Annotated in this window: 21 protein-coding genes; 14 read left to right on the top strand and 7 right to left on the bottom strand. The window is 70.4% G+C overall.

Features of this window, described 5'->3' with window-relative positions; all coding sequences use genetic code 11:
- The first annotated feature begins 58 nt into the window (after positions 1-58).
- The 9 genes from ABD346_RS18455 (at position 59) to ABD346_RS18495 (ending at position 10,128) form a co-directional block, all read left to right on the top strand.
- Positions 59-811, top strand: a complete 753-nt coding sequence (locus ABD346_RS18455) for a YebC/PmpR family DNA-binding transcriptional regulator (protein WP_267054210.1) — start codon at positions 59-61, stop codon at positions 809-811.
- Between the two features lie 119 nt (positions 812-930).
- Positions 931-1,461, top strand: a complete 531-nt coding sequence (gene ruvC / locus ABD346_RS18460; RefSeq protein ID WP_189962195.1) for a crossover junction endodeoxyribonuclease RuvC — start codon at positions 931-933, stop codon at positions 1,459-1,461.
- Positions 1,458-2,063, top strand: coding sequence for a Holliday junction branch migration protein RuvA (gene ruvA, locus ABD346_RS18465; protein ID WP_344376060.1), 606 nt, complete (start codon positions 1,458-1,460; stop codon positions 2,061-2,063). The genes ruvC and ruvA overlap by 4 nt, the downstream gene beginning before the upstream one ends.
- A gap of 76 nt (positions 2,064-2,139) precedes the next feature.
- Entirely contained in the window at positions 2,140-3,231 is a 1,092-nt protein-coding gene (gene ruvB / locus ABD346_RS18470) for a Holliday junction branch migration DNA helicase RuvB (protein WP_344376063.1), read from the top strand.
- Between the two features lie 164 nt (positions 3,232-3,395).
- On the top strand, positions 3,396-3,884 hold the full coding sequence (yajC, locus tag ABD346_RS18475; protein WP_344376065.1) for a preprotein translocase subunit YajC: 489 nt from the start codon (positions 3,396-3,398) through the stop codon (positions 3,882-3,884).
- 144 nt (positions 3,885-4,028) lie between these two features.
- On the top strand, positions 4,029-5,774 hold the full coding sequence (gene secD / locus ABD346_RS18480; protein WP_344376067.1) for a protein translocase subunit SecD: 1,746 nt from the start codon (positions 4,029-4,031) through the stop codon (positions 5,772-5,774).
- Between the two features lies 1 nt (position 5,775).
- Complete coding sequence (gene secF, locus ABD346_RS18485; RefSeq protein WP_344376069.1) at positions 5,776-6,879, top strand: protein translocase subunit SecF; 1,104 nt, start codon at positions 5,776-5,778, stop codon at positions 6,877-6,879.
- Positions 6,876-7,427 carry an adenine phosphoribosyltransferase gene (locus ABD346_RS18490; protein ID WP_189962201.1) on the top strand — a complete coding sequence of 184 codons (552 nt, stop codon included), beginning with the start codon at positions 6,876-6,878 and terminating at the stop codon, positions 7,425-7,427. The genes secF and ABD346_RS18490 overlap by 4 nt, the downstream gene beginning before the upstream one ends.
- A 196-nt stretch (positions 7,428-7,623) precedes the next feature.
- Positions 7,624-10,128: a RelA/SpoT family protein gene (locus ABD346_RS18495; RefSeq protein WP_344376070.1), complete on the top strand. Its 2,505-nt coding sequence runs from the start codon at positions 7,624-7,626 to the stop codon at positions 10,126-10,128.
- 62 nt (positions 10,129-10,190) lie between these two features.
- Here the strand turns inward: ABD346_RS18495 and ABD346_RS18500 are convergent, their stop codons facing one another.
- Positions 10,191-11,420 carry a DUF349 domain-containing protein gene (locus ABD346_RS18500; protein ID WP_344376072.1) on the bottom strand — a complete coding sequence of 410 codons (1,230 nt, stop codon included), beginning with the start codon at positions 11,418-11,420 and terminating at the stop codon, positions 10,191-10,193.
- A 204-nt stretch (positions 11,421-11,624) separates the two neighbouring features.
- Complete coding sequence (locus ABD346_RS18505; protein ID WP_344376074.1) at positions 11,625-12,407, bottom strand: peptidylprolyl isomerase; 783 nt, start codon at positions 12,405-12,407, stop codon at positions 11,625-11,627.
- A 152-nt stretch (positions 12,408-12,559) separates the two neighbouring features.
- Between ABD346_RS18505 and ABD346_RS18510 the strand changes: the two genes are divergently transcribed.
- Entirely contained in the window at positions 12,560-13,270 is a 711-nt protein-coding gene (locus tag ABD346_RS18510; RefSeq protein ID WP_344376076.1) for an MBL fold metallo-hydrolase, read from the top strand.
- A gap of 14 nt (positions 13,271-13,284) precedes the next feature.
- A complete protein-coding gene (gene hisS, locus ABD346_RS18515) occupies positions 13,285-14,547 on the top strand; it encodes a histidine--tRNA ligase (protein WP_344376079.1) in 1,263 nt (420 codons plus the stop codon).
- 488 nt (positions 14,548-15,035) lie between these two features.
- Here the strand turns inward: hisS and ABD346_RS18520 are convergent, their stop codons facing one another.
- Genes ABD346_RS18520 through ABD346_RS18535 form a run of 4 tightly spaced genes read right to left on the bottom strand, consistent with a single transcriptional unit; the run spans position 15,036 to position 18,584 of the window.
- Complete coding sequence (locus ABD346_RS18520; protein WP_189962210.1) at positions 15,036-15,656, bottom strand: response regulator; 621 nt, start codon at positions 15,654-15,656, stop codon at positions 15,036-15,038.
- Positions 15,653-16,912, bottom strand: a complete 1,260-nt coding sequence (locus tag ABD346_RS18525; protein WP_344376081.1) for a sensor histidine kinase — start codon at positions 16,910-16,912, stop codon at positions 15,653-15,655. Before ABD346_RS18525 ends, ABD346_RS18520 begins: the two co-directional genes overlap by 4 nt.
- Positions 16,870-17,718 (bottom strand): ABC transporter permease, encoded by an 849-nt coding sequence (locus tag ABD346_RS18530; RefSeq protein WP_344376083.1) that lies wholly within the window; start codon positions 17,716-17,718, stop codon positions 16,870-16,872. The genes ABD346_RS18525 and ABD346_RS18530 overlap by 43 nt, the downstream gene beginning before the upstream one ends.
- Positions 17,715-18,584: an ABC transporter ATP-binding protein gene (locus ABD346_RS18535; protein WP_344376084.1), complete on the bottom strand. Its 870-nt coding sequence runs from the start codon at positions 18,582-18,584 to the stop codon at positions 17,715-17,717. The genes ABD346_RS18530 and ABD346_RS18535 overlap by 4 nt, the downstream gene beginning before the upstream one ends.
- Positions 18,585-18,732: 148 nt before the next feature.
- Here ABD346_RS18535 and ABD346_RS18540 point away from each other — a divergent pair, with 148 nt between their 5' ends.
- On the top strand, positions 18,733-19,371 hold the full coding sequence (locus ABD346_RS18540) for a vitamin K epoxide reductase family protein (RefSeq protein WP_344376086.1): 639 nt from the start codon (positions 18,733-18,735) through the stop codon (positions 19,369-19,371).
- Between the two features lie 55 nt (positions 19,372-19,426).
- Positions 19,427-20,782 (top strand): replication-associated recombination protein A, encoded by a 1,356-nt coding sequence (locus tag ABD346_RS18545; RefSeq protein ID WP_344376088.1) that lies wholly within the window; start codon positions 19,427-19,429, stop codon positions 20,780-20,782.
- A gap of 237 nt (positions 20,783-21,019) precedes the next feature.
- Here ABD346_RS18545 and ABD346_RS18550 read toward each other — a convergent pair whose 3' ends face one another.
- Positions 21,020-21,700, bottom strand: a complete 681-nt coding sequence (locus tag ABD346_RS18550; RefSeq protein WP_344376090.1) for a DUF2470 domain-containing protein — start codon at positions 21,698-21,700, stop codon at positions 21,020-21,022.
- A 225-nt stretch (positions 21,701-21,925) separates the two neighbouring features.
- On the opposite strand from ABD346_RS18550, the gene rpsD reads away from it, so the two are divergent.
- Positions 21,926-22,540, top strand: a complete 615-nt coding sequence (gene rpsD / locus ABD346_RS18555; protein WP_120728451.1) for a 30S ribosomal protein S4 — start codon at positions 21,926-21,928, stop codon at positions 22,538-22,540.
- Positions 22,541-22,546 lie beyond the last annotated feature (6 nt).

Here is a 22,546-nt window from a genome sequence, read left to right on the forward strand (position 1 = left end):
GTCCCGGTAGGATCTCTGCCGAACGACGCAGAATGGGTTACGCGAAGGAGACAGGCAGATGTCCGGCCACTCTAAATGGGCTACGACGAAGCACAAGAAGGCCGTGATCGATGCCAAGCGCGGCAAGCTCTTCGCGAAGCTGATCAAGAACATCGAGGTCGCGGCCCGCACCGGCGGCGCCGACATCGACGGCAACCCGACGCTCTTCGACGCCGTGCAGAAGGCCAAGAAGCAGTCGGTGCCCAACAAGAACATCGACTCCGCGCTCAAGCGCGGTGCCGGTCTCGAGGCGGGCGGCGCCGACTACGAGACGATCATGTACGAGGGTTACGGCCCGAACGGTGTCGCGGTGCTCATCGAGTGCCTCACCGACAACCGCAACCGTGCCGCCTCCGACGTACGTGTCGCGATGACCCGCAACGGCGGCAACATGGCCGACCCGGGCTCGGTCTCGTACCTCTTCAACCGCAAGGGCGTCATCGTCCTGCCCAAGGCCGAGCTCTCCGAGGACGACGTCCTGGACGCCGTTCTGGAAGCGGGTGCGGAGGAAGTCAACGACCTCGGTGAGTCCTTCGAGATCATCTCCGAGGCAACCGACCTGGTCGCGGTCCGCACCGCGCTCCAGGAAGCCGGCATCGACTACGACTCGGCCGACTCCAACTTCGTCCCGACCATGCAGGTCGAGCTGGACGAAGAGGGCGCGCGGAAGATCTTCAAGCTGATCGACGCGCTGGAGGACAGCGACGACGTGCAGAACGTCTTCGCCAACTTCGACGTCTCCGACGAGGTCATGGAGAAGGTCGACGCGTAGCGCCGCCACGATGTGAGCGGTTCCGGCGGGCCGATGGGACACGTCCCATCGGCCCGCCGCCGTTGTCAGTGGCAGCGGATAGCCTGGCAGCAGGTCAAAGATCACCGAGGGGAGGGGCCGTGCGCGTACTGGGGGTGGACCCGGGGCTGACCCGGTGCGGCGTCGGTGTGGTCGAGGGGGTCGCGGGCCGGCCCCTGACGATGCTCGGCGTCGGCGTCGTACGGACCCCGGCGGACGCCGAGTTGGGCCACCGCCTCGTCGCCATCGAGCGCGGCATCGAGGAGTGGCTGGATGCCCACCGGCCCGAATTCGTCGCAGTGGAGCGGGTGTTCAGCCAGCACAACGTGCGTACGGTGATGGGCACCGCCCAGGCCAGCGCGGTCGCCATGCTGTGCGCGTCCCGGCGCGGCATCCCCGTCGCCCTGCACACGCCCAGCGAGGTCAAGGCCGCCGTCACCGGCAGCGGCCGGGCCGACAAGGCGCAGGTCGGCGCCATGGTGACGCGGTTGCTCCGGCTCGACGCCCCGCCCAAACCGGCCGACGCGGCCGACGCCCTCGCCCTCGCCATCTGCCACATCTGGCGCGCCCCCGCGCTCAACCGGCTCCAGCAGGCCCACGCCCAGCACTCCGTACGGAAGGTCACCCGATGATCGCCTTCGTCAGCGGCCCGGTCGCCGCCCTCGCTCCCGACACCGCGGTGGTCGAGGTCGGCGGCATCGGCATGGCTCTCCAGTGCACGCCCAACACGTTGGCCGAACTGCGCATCGGCCAGCACGCCAAACTCGCCACGTCGCTGGTCGTGCGGGAGGACTCGCTGACCCTGTACGGCTTCGCGGACGACGACGAGAAGCAGGTCTTCGAGCTGCTCCAGACCGCCAACGGGGTGGGCCCCCGGCTCGCCCAGGCCGTCCTTTCCGTGCACACCCCGGACGCGCTGCGGCGCGCGTTCGCCACCGGCGACGAGAAGGCGCTCACCGCGGTGCCCGGCATCGGCAAGAAGGGTGCCCAGAAGCTCCTCATCGAGCTGAAGGACCGGCTCGGCGCGCCCGTCGGCACCGCCCCGGCCGTCGGCGCGCCGGTCACCTCGGGCTGGCGCGACCAGCTGCACGCGGCCCTCATCGGCCTCGGCTACGCGACCCGGGAGGCGGACGAGGCGGTCACCGCCGTGGCCCCGCAGGCCGAGGCCTCGGACCGGCCGAACATCGGGGCCCTCCTCAAGGCCGCCCTGCAGACCCTGAACCGCGCCCGCTGAGCCCGGGAGGCCCCGGCCGACCGGACGCTCGTACCACCCGCACCACCCATCGCGACCACGATCCGAGGCACACGTCATGAACTGGGAAGACAGCTCCGACACGGCGGATCTGTCCGCGACGGCCGGCGACCGCCTCGTCGGGGCCGACGCCGACGGCGAGGACACCGCCGTCGAAGCCGCCCTGCGCCCCAAGGACCTGGACGAATTCGTCGGCCAGGAGAAGGTCCGCGAGCAGCTCGACCTGGTCCTGCGCGCGGCCCGCGCCCGCGGCGCCACCGCCGACCACGTGCTGCTCTCGGGCGCCCCCGGCCTCGGCAAGACCACCCTCTCGATGATCATCGCGGCCGAGATGGGCGCACCGATCCGCATCACCAGCGGCCCCGCCATCCAGCACGCGGGCGACCTCGCCGCGATCCTCTCCTCCCTCCAGGAGGGCGAGGTCCTCTTCCTCGACGAGATCCACCGGATGTCGCGGCCGGCGGAGGAAATGCTCTACATGGCGATGGAGGACTTCCGGGTCGACGTCATCGTCGGCAAGGGCCCCGGCGCCACCGCCATCCCGCTGGAGCTGCCGCCCTTCACCCTGGTCGGCGCCACGACCAGGGCCGGCCTGCTGCCGCCCCCGCTGCGCGACCGGTTCGGCTTCACCGGGCACATGGAGTTCTACGAGCCCTCCGAGCTGGAGCGGGTCATCCACCGCTCGGCCCGCCTGCTCGACGTGGAGATCGACACCGGCGGCGCCGCCGAGATCGCGGGCCGCTCGCGCGGCACCCCGCGCATCGCCAACCGGCTGCTGCGCCGTGTTCGCGACTACGCCCAGGTCAAGGCGGACGGCGTCATCACCCCGGAGATCGCCTCGGTGGCACTCGGTGTGTACGAGGTTGACGCCCGCGGCCTGGACCGCCTGGACCGGGCCGTCCTCCAGGCTCTCCTGAAGCTGTTCGGCGGGGGCCCGGTGGGCCTGTCCACGCTCGCGGTGGCGGTGGGGGAGGAGCGCGAAACGGTGGAGGAGGTGGCCGAGCCCTTCCTGGTCCGCGAGGGCCTGCTCGCCCGCACCCCGCGCGGCCGGGTGGCCACGCCCGCCGCCTGGGCCCACCTCGGCCTCGTGCCGCCGCAGCAGGGTGGTGGCACCGCAGGAAGCGGACAACAGGGTCTCTTCGGGGCGTGACGGCGCGGAGGGTCGCACCCCGAGGAACCCCGGTGGGATGCTGGGCGTTGTTCCATCTGTGCGGACTCGCTTAGACTCCGCCGATGCCGCCCTTCCAGGTTGGCGTACCCACCCCCGAAGATCAGGCCGCGATCCGTCGCGGTCGTGCGAAGGAAGTTCCCCCCGTGAGTCTCGTGACCCTCCTCCCCTTCATCGTGCTCATCGGGGCCATGTTCCTGATGACGCGGTCGGCGAAGAAGAAGCAGCAAGCGGCCGCGGCCATGCGCAACGAAATGCAGCCCGGCACCGGTGTCCGCACCATTGGGGGCATGTACGCGACCGTCAAGGAAGTCGGTGACGAGACCGTACTTCTGGAGGTGGCGCCCGGCGTCCACGCCGTCTATGCCAAGAACGCCATCGGCGCGGTCCTGGACGACGCGGAGTACAACCGCATCGTGCACGGCGACACCGAGGACGAGCTCCCGGCGGTGCCGGACGACGCCTCTTCGCTGACCGAGGCCGGCGTGGCCGCCGAGGCCGACGCCGAGGCTGTCGACGTCAAGGACGGCAAGGACGCCAAGATCGACCTGGGCAAGAAGGACGAGGCGGAGGACGCCGCCGAGCCCAAGGACGGCAAGGACGGCAAGGCCGACGGCGGGGCCGACGCGAAGTAGTCACGCACCGGGACCGCACGGCGCCCGACCGGCGCGGGCGGTCCCCGGAGCGCGCCCACTTCCGCGGGGGACGTCCCCACAACACTTCGTGGCCGCCCACGCGCATACCCGGCGCAGGGTGGTTGGACAGGGAGAAACGACAAGGTGGCAGCACCGAACAAGGGCCGAAGGCCGGCGGCGGGGGGTCAGAGCAAGCCGGGCCGTGCCCTGGCCTTGATCCTCATCGCCATGGTCGCGCTCACCGGTGGGATGTTCATTTCCCACAACACCACTCCGAGGCTGGGGATCGACCTCGCGGGCGGTACGAGCATCACGCTCAAGGCCAAGCCGGAGCCCGGCCAGGAGTCGGCGATCAACAAGAAGAACATGGACACGGCGGTCTCCATCATGGAGCGTCGTGTCAACGGCCTTGGTGTGACGGAGTCCGAGGTTCAGACCCAGGGCAGCGACAACATCATTGTCAACATCCCCAAGGGTACGAACTCCGAGCAGGCCCGCCAGCAGGTCGGCCAGACCGCCAAGCTGTACTTCCGGCCGGTCCTGACCGCCCAGCCCACCGCCGCTCCCACCCCGAGCGCTTCCCCGAGCGCCTCGACCAGTGGCAAGCCCACCCCCTCGGGCGCCCCCAGCGCCTCCGGCAAGGGCAAGCCGTCCGGCTCCCCGAGCGCCTCCAGCTCGACCAAGGGCCGTGCGCTCTCCGACGCCCTGAAGGACTCGCCCACGCCCGGCGCGAGCAAGCCGGGCAGCCCCACGCCGAACCCGTCGGCCTCCTCCGGCGACGCGGCGGCCGCGGCCAAGCTCCAGGCCCAGTTCACCGCGCTCGACTGCTCCACCAGGGAAGCCCGCTCGAAGGCCGGCGAGGGCGCCAAGTCCACCGAGCCGACCGTGGCGTGCGACAAGGACGGCGCGGAGAAGTTCATCCTCGGCCCGGCCGAGGTCGACGGCACGGACGTCTCCAAGGCGCAGGCCGTGATCAACCAGCAGAACGGTCAGTGGATCGTTCAGATGGACTTCACCGGCGGCGGCTCCAAGAAGTTCGCGGCCATCACCGGCAAGCTGTCGCAGCAGCAGTACCCGAACAACCGCTTCGCGATCGCGCTGGACAACCAGGTCGTCTCGGCCCCCACCGTGAGTACCACGCTCAGCGGCTCCGCCGAGATCTCAGGCAACTTCAACCAGACGACCGCGCAGGACCTGGCCAACGTGCTCTCCTACGGTGCGCTGCCGCTCACCTTCCAGGAGCAGAGCGTCACCACGGTGACCGCGGCCCTCGGCGCCGACCAGCTGCACGCCGGTCTGATCGCCGGTGCGATCGGTCTGGCCCTTGTCATCATCTACCTGGTCGCCTACTACCGCGGCCTCGCCCTGATCGCCATCCTCAGCCTCGTCGTCTCGGCGATCCTGACCTACACGATCATGGCGCTGCTCGGCCCGGGCATCGGCTTCGCGCTGAACCTGCCCGCGGTCTGCGGTGCGATCGTCGCCATCGGCATCACGGCGGACTCGTTCATCGTGTACTTCGAACGCATCCGGGACGAGATCCGCGAGGGCCGCACCCTGCGTCCCGCCGTCGAGCGGGCCTGGCCGCGTGCCCGGCGTACCATCCTGGTCTCCGACTTCGTGTCGTTCCTGGCCGCGGCGGTGCTGTTCATCGTGACCGTCGGCAAGGTCCAGGGCTTCGCGTTCACGCTGGGCCTGACCACCCTGCTCGACGTGGTCGTGGTGTTCCTGTTCACCAAGCCGGTGATGACGATCCTCGCCCGCAGGAAGTTCTTCGCGAGCGGCCACCCGTGGTCCGGTCTGGACCCGAAGCGGCTCGGCGCCAAGCCCCCGCTGCGCCGCGCCCGCCGCACCACCTCCGCCCCCGTCGACAACCCGAAGGAGGCGTGAGATGTCGAAGCTCGGCACTCTCGGCGCCAGGCTGTACCGCGGTGAGGTCGGTTACGACTTCGTCGGCAAGCGGAAGATCTGGTACGGCATCTCGATCCTGATCACCATCACGGCCATTGTCGGCCTGGCGGTACGGGGTCTGACGATGGGCATCGAGTTCCAGGGCGGCGCGGTCTTCACCACGCCCAAGACCTCGGTCTCCGCCTCGCACGCGGAGGAAGCGGCGCAGGCCGCGTCCGGACACGACGCCATCGCCCAGAAGCTCGGCGACGGCACGATCCGCATCACCATCGGCGGGGTCGACACCGCCAAGTCCGACCAGATCAAGACGCAGCTCGCCAAGGACCTCAAGGTCGACGCGAACGACATCAACGCCGATCTGGTGGGCCCGAGTTGGGGTGAGACGATCGCCAACAAGGCCTGGACCGGCCTGATCGTCTTCATGATCCTGGTGGTGATCTACCTCGCCATCGCCTTCGAGTGGCGCATGGCGCTCGCGGCCCTGGTCGCCCTGATCCACGACCTCACGATCACCGTCGGCATCTACGCCCTCGTCGGCTTCGAGGTGACCCCGGGCACGGTGATCGGTCTGCTCACGATCCTCGGTTACTCCCTCTACGACACCGTCGTCGTCTTCGACGGACTCAAGGAGGGCCAGAAGGGGATCACCAAGCAGACCCGCGTCACCTACAGCGAGATGGCGAACAAGAGCCTCAACGGCACCCTGGTCCGCTCCATCAACACCACGGTCGTGGCGCTGCTCCCGGTCGCGGGCCTGCTGTTCATCGGTGGTGGCGTCCTCGGCGCCGGCATGCTGAACGACATCTCGCTCTCGCTGTTCGTCGGCCTCGCGGCCGGTGCGTACTCCTCGATCTTCATCGCCACTCCGCTGGTCGCCGACCTGAAGGAGACCATGCCGGAGATGAAGGCCCTCAAGAAGCGGGTGCTCGCCAAGCGCGCTGCGGCCGCCGCCAAGGGCGAGAGCGCGGAGCCGCAGGACGAGGCGCCGTTCGAGGACGGGGAGGATGAAGACGACGCGGCGCCCGCCGGTGCGGTCGTCGGCCAGCGCCGCCAGCCGAACCGCAACCGGGGGAAGCGCCGATGACCAGCGTCTCCACCGAGACCGTGGGGCTGCTGCTCAGCCGCATCCGTGACGTTCCGGACTACCCGAAGCCGGGCGTGATGTTCAAGGACATCACCCCGCTGCTCGCGGACCCGGAGGCGTTCACGGCCCTCACCGACGCGCTCGCCGCGCTGTGCGTCCAGCACGGCGCGACGAAGATCGTCGGCCTGGAGGCCCGCGGCTTCATCCTGGCGGCCCCCGTCTCGGTCCGCGCCGGGATCGGCTTCATCCCCGTACGCAAGGCGGGCAAGCTCCCCGGAGCGACGCTCAAGCAGGCGTACGAGCTGGAGTACGGCACAGCGGAGATCGAGGTGCACGCCGAGGATCTCAGCGCGGGCGACCGTGTCATGGTCATCGACGACGTGCTCGCCACCGGCGGCACCGCCGAGGCCTCCCTGGAGCTGATCCGCCGGGCCGGAGCCGAGGTCGCGGGTGTCGCGGTCCTGATGGAGCTCAGCTTCCTCAGCGGCCGGGAGCGCCTGGAGAGCGCCCTGCGCGGCGCCCCGCTGGACGCCCTGATCACGGTCTGAGCAGGCAGCAGAACACCGCCGAGGCGGGCCCGGAGGAATCCGGTGCCCGCCTCCGGTGTTTCTCCAGGCAGAGGCGTCACACCGGCCGAGGGCGAGCGGAGGCTCTTGGCTCGATACCATGGGTACTTCCGGGCCTGACCGGGGGACCCGGACCCTCCCCCAGACCCCGTCCGGGGGGACCCCCAGAGGAGCGCTTTTGCCAGACGAGGCCCAGCCACTCTCCGCCGCGCGGCCCGACCAGCAGGCCACACAGCCCGCGGCGGCCCCGGCCACGCCCCCCGAGCCCGCGGCGAAGCCGAAGCCCGCGGCGCCCGAGGCCGCGCCGGACAAGGCACCGGCCGAAACTCCCGTCCCGGCGCCCGTCGCCAAGCCCGTGGTGCCGGCAGGCTCCGTGTCGCGCTCCGGTGGAGGCTCCTCCAACCGGGTGCGCGCCCGCCTCGCCCGGTTGGGCGTACAGCGCTCCTCCGCGTACAACCCGGTGCTCGAACCGCTGCTTCGGATAGTGCGCAGCAACGACCCCAAGATCGAGACGGCGACGCTGCGCCAGGTCGAGCGGGCCTACCAGGTCGCCGAGCGCTGGCACCGAGGCCAGAAGCGCAAGAGCGGCGATCCGTACATCACGCACCCCCTCGCGGTGACCACGATCCTCGCCGAGCTCGGCATGGACCCGGCCACCCTGATGGCGGGCCTGCTGCACGACACCGTCGAGGACACCGAGTACGGCCTGGACACCCTGCGCCGCGACTTCGGCGACCAGGTGGCGCTGCTCGTCGACGGCGTCACCAAGCTCGACCGGGTGCAGTTCGGCGACGCCGCGCAGGCCGAGACCGTACGCAAGATGGTCGTCGCCATGGCCAAGGACCCCCGTGTCCTGGTCATCAAGCTCGCCGACCGCCTGCACAACATGCGCACCATGCGGTACCTCAAGCGCGAGAAGCAGGAGAAGAAGGCGCGCGAGACCCTGGAGATCTACGCGCCGCTCGCCCACCGCCTGGGCATGAACACGATCAAGTGGGAGCTCGAGGACCTCGCCTTCGCGATCCTCTACCCCAAGATGTACGACGAGATCGTGCGCCTGGTCGCCGAGCGCGCCCCCAAGCGCGACGAGTACCTCGCCATAGTGACCGACGAGGTCCAGTCCGACCTGCGCGCGGCCCGCATCAAGGCGACCGTCACCGGCCGCCCGAAGCACTACTACTCCGTCTACCAGAAGATGATCGTCCGCGGCCGTGACTTCGCGGAGATCTACGACCTGGTGGGCATCCGGGTCCTCGTCGACACGGTCCGCGACTGCTACGCGGCCCTCGGCACGGTCCACGCGCGATGGAATCCGGTCCCCGGCCGGTTCAAGGACTACATCGCGATGCCCAAGTTCAACATGTACCAGTCGCTGCACACGACGGTAATCGGCCCCAACGGCAAGCCGGTCGAGCTCCAGATCCGTACGTTCGACATGCACCGCCGCGCCGAGTACGGCATCGCGGCGCACTGGAAGTACAAGCAGGAGGCCGTCGCCGGAGCCTCCAAGGTGCGCACCGACGTGCCGCGCAAGACCGGCAAGGACGACCACCTCAACGACATGGCGTGGCTGCGCCAGCTGCTCGACTGGCAGAAGGAGACCGAGGACCCCAGCGAGTTCCTGGAGTCCCTGCGCTTCGACCTGTCGCGCAACGAGGTCTTCGTCTTCACGCCCAAGGGCGACGTCATCGCGCTCCCGGCCGGCTCGACCCCGGTCGACTTCTCGTACGCCGTGCACACCGAGGTCGGCCACCGGACCATAGGCGCACGGGTCAACGGGCGCCTGGTCCCGCTCGAATCGACCCTGGACAACGGCGACCTGGTGGAGGTCTTCACCTCCAAGGCGGCCGGTGCGGGCCCCTCGCGGGACTGGCTCGGCTTCGTCAAGTCGCCGCGCGCCCGCAACAAGATCCGCGCCTGGTTCTCCAAGGAGCGCCGCGACGAGGCGATCGAGCAGGGCAAGGACGCCATCGCGCGCGCCATGCGCAAGCAGAACCTGCCGATCCAGCGGATCCTCACCGGCGACTCGCTGGTCACCCTCGCCCACGAGATGCGCTACCCCGACATCTCCTCGCTGTACGCGGCGATCGGCGAGGGCCATGTGGCCGCCCAGGGCGTCGTCCAGAAGCTGGTGCAGGCGCTCGGCGGCGAGGAGGCCGCCAACGAGGACATCGCCGAGTCGGCGCCGCCCTCGCGGGGCCGCAGCAAGCGCCGCAAGAACGCGGATCCGGGCGTGGTCGTCAAGGGCGTCGACGACGTCTGGGTCAAGCTCGCCCGCTGCTGCACGCCCGTCCCCGGCGATCCCATCATCGGCTTCGTCACCCGCGGCAGCGGCGTCTCGGTGCACCGGGCGGACTGTGTGAACGTGGACTCGCTGTCCCAGCAGCCCGAGCGGATCCTCGAAGTGGAGTGGGCACCGACCCAGTCCTCGGTCTTCCTGGTCGCCATCCAGGTCGAGGCCCTGGACCGCTCGCGCCTCCTCTCCGACGTCACCCGCGTCCTGTCCGACCAGCACGTCAACATCCTCTCGGCCGCCGTACAGACCTCCCGCGACCGCGTCGCCACCTCGCGCTTCACCTTCGAGATGGGCGACCCCAAGCACCTCGGTCACGTACTGAAGGCGGTCCGGGGCGTGGAGGGCGTGTACGACGTGTACCGCGTGACGTCGGCACGCCGGCCGTAGAACAGGACGAAGCCCCCGGAACCGCAGGGTTCCGGGGGCTTCTCCATGTGCCGGCGGGCAGATCAGCCGCCGAACTCCTCCAGGCCCTTCAGGGCCTGGTCGAGGAGGGCCTGGCGGCCTTCCAGCTCGCGGCCGAGCTTGTCGGCCTTCGCGTCGTTCCCGGCCGCGCGAGCCGCGTCGATCTGCTTCTGCAGCTTGTCGACGGCGTCCTGCAGCTGGCCCGTGAGGCCCGCGGCACGCGCCCGCGCCTCCGGGTTCGTACGACGCCAGTCGGCCTCCTCGGCCTCCTGGATCGCCCGCTCCACGGCGTGCATCCGGCCCTCGACCTTGGGACGAGCGTCCCTGGGTACGTGGCCGATGGCCTCCCAGCGCTCGTTGACCGAGCGGAAGGCGGCGCGGGCCGCCTTCAGGTCGGTCACCGGGAGGATCTTCTCGGCCTCGACGGCCAGCTCCTCCTTGAGCTTCAGGTTCTCGGTCTGCTCGGCGTCACGCTCCGCGAACACCTCGCTGCGCGCCGCGAAGAAGACGTCCTGGGCGCCGCGGAAGCGGTTCCACAGCTCGTCCTCGGCCTCGCGCTGGGCGCGGCCCGCCGCCTTCCAGTCCGCCATCAGATCGCGGTAGCGCGCCGCCGTCGTACCCCAGTCCGTGGACCCGGACAGGGCCTCGGCCTCGACGACCAGCTTCTCCTTGACCTTGCGGGCGTCCTCGCGCTGCGCGTCGAGCGACGCGAAGTGCGCCTTGCGGCGCTTGGAGAACGCCGAGCGGGCGTGCGAGAAGCGGTGCCACAGCTCGTCGTCGGACTTGCGGTCCAGGCGCGGCAGACCCTTCCAGGTGTCCACCAGGGCCCGCAGCCGCTCGCCCGCCGAGCGCCACTGCTCGCTCTGCGCCAGCTCCTCGGCCTCGGCGACCAGCGCCTCCTTGGCGTGCTTGGCCTCGTCGGTCTGCTTGGCCTTCTGGACCTTGCGCTCCTCGCGGCGCGACTCGACGGTCCCCACGAGCTTGTCGAGGCGCCCCCGCAACGCGTCGAGGTCACCGACGGCGTGATGCTCGTCCACCTGCGAGCGCAGATGGTCGATCGCGGTCTGCGCGTCCTTCGCCGACAGGTCGGTGGTCCTCACCCGCCGTTCGAGGAGGCCGATCTCGACAACCAGGCCCTCGTACTTGCGCTCGAAGTAGGCCAGGGCCTCTTCTGGAGAGCCCGCCTGCCACGATCCGACGACCACTTCGCCCTCGGCTGTACGCACATACACGGTGCCCGTCTCGTCGACGCGGCCCCACGGGTCGCTGCTCACAGCGCCTCCTCCACATGATGCCTGCGCGGGGGGTTCGTCCCCCCGGGGCATCGTCCACAGTTTCCCGGCGGGTCTCGCCCGCCCTCCACAGCGCGTACGAGCCCGCGCTGCACAACGCCAATCTAGGCGACCGGCCGCCCGGCTGTCCGCACTCAGCGCGGCCGAATTCAGCGCTTCACGCTCGGTGCCGGGCGCCCGGGGGCGTCACTCTTTGGTGACGGCGGCCTTCTCGATGGTGACGGCCTTCTTGGGCGCTCCGTCGCCCGTGCCGCCCTCGACACCCTCCTTGGCGACGTCCTCGACGGCCTTGAGGCCGGCCGCGTCCATCGTGCCGAACGGCGTGTAGCTGGGCGGCAGCTTGGTGTCCTTGTAGACCAGGAAGAACTGGCTGCCGCCGGAGTGGGGCTGGCCGGTATTGGCCATCGCGACCGTGCCCGCCGGGAACGTCACGGAGCCGTCCGCGCCCGCCTTGCCGAGGGCGGTCAGGTTCTCGTCGGGGATCGTGTAGCCGGGTCCGCCCTGACCGGTGCCCTGCGGGTCGCCGCACTGGAGCACGTAGATGTTCTGCGTGGTCAGCCGGTGGCACTTGGTGTTGTTGAAGTAGCCCTTGTCGGCGAGGTACTTGAACGAGTTCACGGTGTGCGGGGTCTTCGCCGCGTCCATCGCGATCTTGATCTCGCCGTCGTTGGTCTTCAGCGACATGTCGTACTTGGCCTTCGCGTCGACGGCCATCTTCGGCTCCGGCGACGCGCTGGGCTGCGCGGACGGGCTGTCCGAAGGCGACGCGGTGTCCGACTTCTTGTCGCCGTCGCCCGAGAAGGCGCCCGTGGCGAAGGCCGCGCCGCCCGCCGCCACGATCACCGCGAGGGCGGCCGCGATGACGGTGTTACGGCGCCTGGCCTTGCGCCGTGCTGCCTCCCGGCGCTGCTGCTGCCGCTCGAACTTCTCGCGCGCGAGCTGGCGCCGACGCTGTTCGCTGCTGACCACCGGTCGTCTCCTTGTGCGGTCTCATGGGGTACGGGTACGTGCGTACGAGCTGACTGTGCCCCGTACCGTATATGGGTTCGCTGTGACCGGAGCAGCGCCGGTAGGCTCTGAGCAGCCGTAATCACCCGCCGCGCAAGAAATCGAGGACGATCGTGCTGATTGCCGGGTTCCCCGCCGGGGCCTGGGGGACCAACTGCTACCTGGTCGCCCCCGCCGCAGGCGAGGAATGCGTGATCATCGACCCCGGCCACCAGGCCGCCCAGGGCGTCGAGGAAACGCTGAAGAAGCATCGGCTCAAGCCCGTCGCCGTCGTCCTCACCCACGGCCACATCGACCACTGCGCCTCGGTCGTCCCGGTCTGCGGAGCCCACGACGTACCCGCCTGGATCCACCCCGACGACCGCTACATGATGAGCGACCCCGAGAAGGCCCTGGGCCGGGCCATCGGCGCGCAGCTCATGGGCGAGCTCACGGTGGGGGAGCCGGACGACGTCAAGGAGCTCACCGACGGCGCCAGACTGGCGCTCGCGGGCATGGAGCTCACCGTCTCGCACGCGCCCGGCCATACCAAGGGGTCGGTGACGTTCGGGCTGCCCGAGGCGGAGGACATCCCTCCGATCCTGTTCTCGGGCGACCTGCTCTTCGCCGGCTCCGTCGGACGCACCGACCTGCCCGGCGGCAGCCACGCCGAGCTCCTCGAGTCGCTGGGCCGTGTGTGCCTGCCGCTCGACGACTCGACCGTGGTGCTGTCCGGCCACGGCTCCCAGACGACCATCGGCCAGGAGCGCGCCACCAACCCGTATCTGCGGCAGGTGGCCGCCGGCCAGGGAGAAGGCATCGCCTCTCCCCGACGAGGAATGTGACGAGAAGTCTTCCCATGAGTACTTTCCAGGCCCCCAAGGGCACGTACGACCTGCTCCCGCCGGACTCGGCGCGCTTCCTCGCCGTGCGCGAGGCCATCGCGGCGCCCCTGAAGCGGTCGGGTTACGGCTACATCGAGACCCCGGGCTTCGAGAACGTCGAGCTCTTCGCGCGCGGTGTCGGCGAGTCCACCGACATCGTCACGAAGGAGATGTACGCCTTCACCACCAAGGGCAACGACAAGCTCGCGCTGCGCCCCGAGGGCACCGCGTCCGTGCTGCGCGCGGCCCTGGAGGCCAACCTGCACAAGGCGGGCAACCTCCCCGTCAAGCTCTGGTACTCGGGCTCGTACTACCGCTACGAGCGCCCGCAGAAGGGCCGTTACAGGCACTTCTCGCAGGTCGGCGCCGAGGCGATCGGCGCGGAGGACCCGGCGCTCGACGCCGAGCTGATCATCCTGGCGAACGACGCGTACCGCTCGCTGGGTCTGCGCAACTTCCGCATCCTGCTGAACTCGCTCGGCGACAAGGAGTGCCGTCCGGTCTACCGCGACGCCCTCCAGGACTTCCTGCGCGGGCTCGACCTGGACGAGGACACGCTGCGCCGGGCCGAGATCAACCCGCTGCGGGTGCTCGACGACAAGCGGGACGCGGTCCAGAAGCAGCTGGCGGGTGCCCCGCTCCTGCGCGACTACCTCTGCGACGCCTGCAAGGCGTACCACGAGGAGGTGCGCGAGCTCCTGACGGCGGAGGGTGTCGCGTACGAGGACGACGCGCGGCTGGTGCGCGGCCTCGACTACTACACCCGCACGACGTTCGAGTTCGTCCACGACGGTCTGGGCTCGCAGTCCGCGGTCGGCGGCGGCGGTCGCTACGACGGCCTCTCAGAGATGATCGGCGGCCCCTCGCTGCCGTCGGTGGGCTGGGCGCTGGGCGTCGACCGTACGGTCCTCGCCCTGGAGGCCGAGGGTGTCACCCTCGAACTCCCCTCCACGACGAGCGTGTTCGCGGTTCCCCTGGGCGAAGAGGCCCGCCGTGTCCTCTTCACCAAGGTGACTGAGCTGCGCCGGGCGGGCATCGCGACGGACTTCTCCTTCGGAGCGAAGGGCCTGAAGGGCGCGATGAAGTCGGCGAACCGCTCCGGCGCGCGCTTCACTCTGGTCGCGGGCGAGCGAGACCTGGCGGAGGGCGTGGCCCAGCTGAAGGACATGGAATCGGGGGAGCAGGCCCCGGTGGCTCTGGATTCCATCCTGGACGAGGTTCGCTCCCGCCTGGGCTGAGGGGGCGGGGTGCACAGCGCCCAGTGCTGGGGGCTGTGCCTCCCCTCCCCAACCTGTTGAGGAGCAGGGGGACCCCCATCGCCCTGCGGGACGACTGCCCACAGCGCGGAAAGATCCTCCGACGGGGCGGAGGTTCAGCCCCCAGGCAGCTCGAGGACCGGCCCGGCACATCAGCCCGTCCGGCGTTCGAGTAGGAGCGCCCTCAAGGCGCGAACGGGGTCCGGGGCAGGGCCCCCGAACGGGGTGCAGGGGGCGCAGCCGCCGCAGGGGTCCAGGGGCGGAGCCCCTGGCTCCCCCTCGGCTGGAACCAGGGGGCCCTGGCAGAGCGCTGAACGGGGTGCAGGGGCGCAGCCCCGTGGAGGTCTGGGTGGCGCAGCCCCCGGCTCTTCACCTCGCACCCACCGGGGTTCAGGGGCAGAGCCCCCCCGGCACTCCAACCTCAGCCCCCCTTCACCCCCGGAGGGTCTGGGGAAGGGGCGGGGTGGGGGCTACAGCAGGTCCAGGGCCATCGCTCGCGTCACCGCCGCCGTGCGGTCATCCACCCCCAGCTTCCCGAAGATTCGCACCACATGCGTCTTCACCGTCGACTCCGCGACGAACAACCGCCGCCCGATCTCGGCATTCGTGCACCCCTCGGCCACCAGCCGCAGCACGGAAACCTCCCGCTCGGACAGCCGCGGCCGCTCGGGCCGAGCACGGAGCTGGTCGACGAGGCGCCCGGCGACGGAGGGCGCGAGCACCGTCTCGCCCCGCGCGGCGGCCCGCACGGCCTGCGCCAGTTCCCCCCGCGCGAGGTCCTTGAGCAGATACCCCGCCGCCCCTGCCTCGACGGCCCGCAGAATGTCCCGGTCCGTTTCGTAAGTCGTCAGGACGATCACCCGGCACGGCAGCCCCGAGGCGGTGAGGCGGCCGATCGACTCGACCCCGTCGCCGCCCGGCATCCGAAGATCCATCAGCACGATGTCCGGCCGCAGCTCCGCGCACAGCGCCTCGGCCTGCGGGCCGTTGGCGGCGTCGGCCACCACCTCCAGGTCGGGCTCGGCCGCGAGCATCCCGCGCAGGCCCTCCCGTACCACCGGATGGTCGTCGGCGAGCAGGATGCGGATCACGGCGAACTCCTCAAGTGCGCTGTAGGGACGGGCAGTTGGACGGTGACCGAGGTGCCCCCGCCCGGGGTGCTGCGGATCTCGGCGGTGCCGCCCACCTCGGCGGCCCGGGCCCGGAGACCGGCGAGGCCGTACCCCGTACGCGGCGCCGAGAGGTCGAAGCCGTCGCCCTCGTCCCGTACGGACACGGTCAACGAGGCCTCACCGTATGCGAGCGTGAGCCGCACCGGCGCCCCGGGGCCCGCGTGCTTGCGGGCGTTGGACAGCGCCTCCTGGCAGGAGCGCAGGGCGACCACTTCGAGCCCGGCGGGCAACTCCCGCACGGCGCCCGTCACTTCGAGACCGGCCGGGGCCTCGTGCCGGTCGGCGAGGCGGCGTACCGCATCGGGCAGGGAGCCGCCGTCGAGGTCGGCGGGGGCGCCGCCGGCGACCAGGGCCCGGGCCTCCGCCAGGTTCTGGCGGGCGGTGGACTCCATGAGGTCGAGATGGCGCCGAGCGAGCGGAACGTCGTGGTCCAGTTCCGTCTGGACGGCCTGCACCAGCATCAACACGCTGGTGAAGCCCTGCGCGAGGGTGTCGTGGATCTCCCGCGACATCCGCTCCCGCTCGGTGAGCGCGCCGCGCTCCGCCGAGAGCCGGGCCACCTCCTCGCGGCTCGCCTCCAACTCGCCGATCAGAGAGGCCCGTTCCTTGCTCTGCTCGATGATCCGGATGACCCAGACGCCGAAGAAGCCGGAGAAGGCGAGCGTGGCCACCGCGAAGACGGAGTTGAAGAAGACCACCTGGGACTCGGGCCGCCAGATCAGCGCCCAGCCCGCCACGGGCACGACGTTCACGACCGCCATCGTGATCATCGCCTTGCGCACCGGCAGGAGCATGAAGCACGGCGGCGCGAGCGCGAACGTGATCAGCCGGGTCTCGCCGACCAGGAACGCGGGCGGCAGGAAGATCACCACCGAGGCCACGATGTAGCGCAGGGACTGCCGTTCGTCCGTGCCGCCGTCCAGCATCGCCGGCCGCCCGGCCCGCAGATACCAGGGGATGAGCAGCGACATCAGCGCAACCGCGGTGATCCGGTACGGCAGCGCCGGGAGGTCGGCGCCGAGCACGAACACCGCCGTCGCCAGCCACACCACCGCGAAGTAGGCGTCCCACGGCAGGAACGAGCGGTCCCACACATGGGTGTCGCGCGCTCCGGCCGCGGCCGCGAACTCCGTCAGCCGTCGCGGCGGCTCTTCCACCTGAAGGTCAGCAGACACAGGACCAATCCTCCGATGCACCAGGCGCCGAGCACCAGCGCGATCCGTCCGAACTCCCAGCTGCCCGCCTGTTCGAGCACGGCGGCGGACTGCGGCAGGAACACCCCGCGGAAGCCCTGGCACATCCACTTCAGCGGGAAGAACGCGCTGATGTCGAGCAGCCAGTCCGGCAGCGTACCCACCGGGATGTAGACACCCGAGATGAACTGGAGCACCAGGAAGGGCAGCACGACCACCGAGCTCGCGCTCCTGCCCGACTTGGGCAGGCTGCTGATCGCGATGCCGAGCAGGGCGCAGCCGGTGATACCGAGGACGAAGATCCACGAGAACTCCAGCCACTTCGTCGCCGTCGTCGGCAGGTCGAGGTCGAACAGGGTCGCCCCGAAGAGCAGCAGTACGGCCGTCTCGGCGATGCCCGTGGCGAGCACCAGCCAGACCTTGCCGAGGAAGTACGCGGCCGGTGGCATCGGCGTGCCGCGCAGCCGGCGAAGGACCTTCTCGTCCCGCTCGATGGCGATCGAGATGCCGAGCGACTGGAAGCTGACCGACATGATGCCCGCCGCGATCATTCCGGCGGCGTACAGCTGCGAGGCGGTGATCCCGGCGTTCTCGACCTGGCCGCTGAAGATCGACGCGAACAGGGCGAGGAAGACGACCGGGAAGGCGAAGGTGAAGATCACCTGATCCCGCCGGCGGACGAACTGCTTGATCTCCAGGCCACCGCGGCGCAGGCCGAGGGACCAGGTGCCGGGCAGCCGGGGAGACCCCGCACGGGAGGAAACGAGGGTGTCGGTGGTGGTGGTCATCGTGCTTCCTCCTGCTGCGGGTCCAGCTGGCCGGTGAGCCGCAGATAGACGTCCTCAAGGGTGGGCCGGCCGATCCTGAGGCCGGGGATCTCGCCGTCGAAGCGGTGCATCAGCTCGGCGACGGTGCGGGTCGGCGTCTCGGTGCGCACGGTGCGCGGCGATCCGTCGGCCTCGGTCCACTCGACGGTGGCGCCGGTGCCGAGGCTCTGCCGCAACGCGGCGGGCTCGCCCTCGGCGACGACCTTGCCGCCCGCGATCACCGCGAGCCGGTCGGCGAGCGCTTCGGCCTCCTCCAGGTAGTGCGTGGTCAGGACGATGGTGGTGCCCTCGCCCGCGAGCAGCCGGATCAGGTCCCAGAACTGGCGCCGGGCCGCCGGGTCGAAGCCGGTCGTGGGTTCGTCCAGGAGCAGCAGTTCGGGGCCGCCGATCACGCCGAGCGCGACATCGAGGCGCCGCCGCTGGCCGCCCGAAAGGCCCTTGATCCGGGCCGACGCCTTCTTCTCCAGGCCGACCAGGGCGATGACCTGCTCCGGGTCGCGCGGCTTCGGGTAGTAACGGGCGAAGTGGTGCACGGTCTCGCGGACCGTGAGCTCGGCGGGCGCCGACTCGTCCTGCCACACGATGCCGACCCGCGAGCGCCAGGCCCGCCCGGCGCTCGCCGGGTCGGCCCCGAGGACCGACACCTCGCCGCCGTCCCTGCTGCGGTGGCCCTGCAGGATCTCCACGGTGGTGCTCTTGCCGGCCCCGTTGGGGCCGAGGATGCCGAAGACCTCTCCGTGCCGGATGCCGAGGTCCAGTCCGTCGACCGCGGTGACCTCGCCGTACTGCTTGCGAAGTCCGCGTACATCAACCGCCAGTTGTGTCATGGCAAAGAGCGTCCCGCGCAGCCGTCGGCCCGGGCACCCTCGTGCGGACCTCCTTATGTCCATCGAACGGTGGACAGCGTGTCTCGTGCGGCAGAATGAGGCGGCGGCAGGACAGGCAACCACGAAGACGGGATGACGGACCGGCGCTATGACCACAACACTTGACGACGTCTCCTCCGACTCCGGCCATCGGGAGGTGAGCAGCAAGGGGGCGATCGGCGGCAGCCGCGCCTTCGCCTGGCTGCTCGTGATCACGGGCGTGGCCGGCCTGGTGGCGGCCTGGGTCATCACGCTCGACAAGTTCAAGCTCCTCGAAAACCCGAACTTCGTGCCGGGCTGCAGCCTGAACCCGGTCGTGTCCTGCGGCAACATCATGAAGAGCGACCAGGCGGCCGCGTTCGGCTTCCCGAACCCGATGCTGGGTCTGGTCGCGTACGGCATCGTCATCTGCGTCGGCATGAGCATCCTGGCGGGCGGCCGGTTCCGCCGCTGGTACTGGCTGACCTTCAACGCGGGCACGCTGTTCGGCGTCGGATTCGTCAGCTGGCTCCAGTTCGAGTCGCTGTACCGCATCAACTCGCTGTGCCTGTGGTGCTGCCTGGCGTGGGTCGCCACGATCTTCATGTTCTGGTACGTGACGTCGTTCAACTTCCGCAGGGGCCTGCTGCCCGCACCGGAGTGGGCGAAGAAGTTCCTGTCCGAGTTCACCTGGGTGCTGCCGGTCCTGCACATCGGGATCATCGGCATGCTGATCCTGACCCGCTGGTGGGACTTCTGGACCAGCTGACCGGCATCGCCGCAGCCCGGCGGCGTTGTCAGTGGCGTGTCATAGGCTCGTTGACGTGGAACCCGATCTCTTCACCGCAGCCGCAGAGGACCGCCAGGAGAAAGACCCGGCGGGCAGCCCTCTGGCCGTACGGATGCGCCCGCGCGTCCTCGACGAGGTGGTCGGCCAGCAGCACCTCCTGAAGCAGGGCTCGCCGCTGCGGCGCCTGGTGGGGGAGGGCGCCGGCGGCCCGGCCGGACCGTCCTCGGTGATCCTGTGGGGCCCGCCGGGCACGGGCAAGACGACGCTCGCGTACGTCGTGTCGAAGGCGACCAACAAGCGGTTCGTCGAGCTCTCGGCGATCACCGCCGGGGTGAAGGAAGTCCGCGCGGTCATCGACGGAGCGCGCCGCGCCATCGGCGGCTTCGGCAAGGAGACCGTCCTCTTCCTCGACGAGATCCACCGCTTCTCCAAGGCCCAGCAGGACTCGCTGCTCCCCGCGGTCGAGAACCGCTGGGTCACCTTGATCGCGGCGACCACGGAGAACCCGTACTTCTCGGTGATCTCCCCCCTTCTGTCCCGCTCCCTCCTGCTCACCCTCGAACCGCTCACCGACGACGACCTGAAGGCGCTCGTCCAGCGGGCGCTCGCCGAGGAGCGCGGTCTGGGCGGCGCGGTCACCCTGCCCCCGGACGCAGAGGCCCACCTGCTGCGCATCGCGGGCGGCGACGCACGCCGGGCGCTGACGGCCCTGGAAGCGGCGGCCGGCTCCGCACTCGCCAAGTCGGAGCAGGAGATCACGCTCCAGACGCTCGAGGAGACGGTCGACCGGGCGGCCGTGAAGTACGACAAGGGCGGCGACCAGCACTATGACGTGGCGAGCGCCCTGATCAAGTCGATCCGCGGCTCCGACGTCGACGCGGCGCTGCACTATCTGGCCCGGATGATCGAAGCGGGCGAGGACCCCCGCTTCATCGCCCGGCGTCTGATCATCTCCGCGAGCGAGGACATCGGCCTCGCCGACCCGACCGCGCTGCCCACGGCGGTGGCGGCGGCCCAGGCCGTGGCCCTCATCGGCTTCCCCGAGGCGGCCCTGACGCTGAGCCACGCCACGATCGCGCTGGCGCTCGCCCCGAAGTCCAACTCCGCGACGACGGCGATCGCGGCGGCGATGGAGGACGTCCGGTCCGGCCTGGCGGGGCCCGTTCCGCCGCACCTCAGGGACGGCCACTACAAGGGCGCGGCCAAGCTGGGGCACGCGCAGGGCTATGTCTACCCGCACGACGTGCCGGGCGCGATCGCCTCCCAGCAGTACGCGCCGGACGCGGTGGCGGACCGGCGCTACTACGAGCCGACGCGGTACGGGGCGGAGGCGCGGTATGCGGATGTGGTGGAGCGGGTGCGGGAGCGTTTGGGCAAGACCCAGGATTAGCTCCCCACCCCGCCCCTTCCCCAGACCCTCCGGGGGAGTGGGCTGAGGTCCGCTGCCGGGGGCGCTGCCCAGGGCCCCCGCTCCTCGAACGCCGGAGGGGCTCAGTGGCTCGTCGGGTGCGGACCGTGCGTGGTGCTCGCGCAGGTCCCCGCGCCCCTGGCAGCGTCGATGGTGGCCGGCACCGCAGCTTCGGCCCGTCATGGGCGCGATCGGGGTCCGGGGCGGAGCCCCGGCGGGCTAGCTCGCCGCCGCCTCGAAGAGCTGGTGCATCGCGCGGCGCAGGGCCGCGATGTCCTCGACCGGGTCGGGGAAGTCGAAGCGCGCGTCGAAGGTGTGGCCGTCGGCCTGGCGGAAACGTACCCGCAGGCCGAACCGGTCGAGCGCCAGCGGGGTGACGCCGACCACCCCCTCCCGCTCGACGAGTCCGCACAGCAGCCGCACCTGCTCGCCGTGGGCGGAGTCGAGATGCTGGAGGAGCTCGGTCTCGTGCCGGACGAGGGGATCGGGCGTGGCCCGGGCGAAGTCGTCGGGGTCCACCGCGCTCGCGCCCCACAGATCGTCCACGTACGCCTCGCCTACTTCGAGGCGGAGCATCATGCGACCGGGCGCCGCCTGCCCCGGCACCAGGGTCAGCCAGCCGGAGACCCAGGCACGGCCCCGGATACGGTGGGGGACGGAGACCGGAGCCACGTCCGTGATCTCGAGCACGGCCCGGATCTCGTCGTCCTGGGCGTGCGTGGCGGCCCGTACGGCCGGGGAATCGGCGGGGAAGACCAGGAAGAGGTCGCCGTCGGGGCCGACGCTGCGGACGTCGGCCGTCAGCTGCTCCGGACGGGCCGACGCAAGGCCGGGTACGAGCAGCACCGCCGAGCAGGTACTATGTACGAGAGTTCGTGTGCGCTCGGCTGCTGACGGCATCCGCGCGATTTCAAGTCCGCTGGGACGCGGCTGACCACGATCTGATCGGACCTCCGTCACGTGCCCGGCTCCAGGGGAGTCGGGAGAGTCGGCCTCCCGCGAAAGCGGCGTTTGGCCGGCCTTCTTCGTGCTGTCCGTGATGTGACTGGTGTTCCCCGGACGAGACATGCGATCTCCTTGAGTAAGGTGAGCCTAACCTAACCCAACCATGGAGGTTTGGAGAACGTGCCTAACCAGTCGCGTCCCAAGGTCAAGAAGTCTCGTGCGCTCGGCATCGCGCTGACGCCGAAGGCCGTCAAGTACTTCGAGGCCCGCCCCTACCCGCCGGGCGAGCACGGCCGTGGCCGCAAGCAGAACTCGGACTACAAGGTCCGTCTGCTCGAGAAGCAGCGTCTGCGCGCCCAGTACGACATCAGCGAGCGCCAGATGGCGCGTGCCTACGACCGCGCCAAGAAGGCCGAGGGCAAGACGGGCGAGGCGCTGGTCGTCGAGCTCGAGCGTCGCCTCGACGCCCTGGTTCTGCGTTCGGGCATCGCCCGCACCATCTACCAGGCCCGCCAGATGGTCGTGCACGGTCACATCCAGGTCAACGGCGCCAAGGTCGACAAGCCGTCGTTCCGCGTCCGTCCGGACGACGTCGTCACCGTCCGCGAGCGCAGCCGCGAGAAGGTCCCCTTCCAGGTTGCCCGCGAGGGTGGCTACGCCGGCGAGGGCGAGACCCCGCGCTACCTCCAGGTGAACCTGAAGGCCCTGGCCTTCCGCCTGGACCGCGACCCGAACCGCAAGGAAATCCCGGTCATCTGCGACGAGCAGCTCGTCGTCGAGTACTACGCCCGCTGATCCAGG

This window comes from Streptomyces mauvecolor (assembly GCF_039532965.1).
In the GTDB taxonomy this organism is placed as follows: Bacteria; Actinomycetota; Actinomycetes; order Streptomycetales; family Streptomycetaceae; genus Streptomyces; species Streptomyces violascens.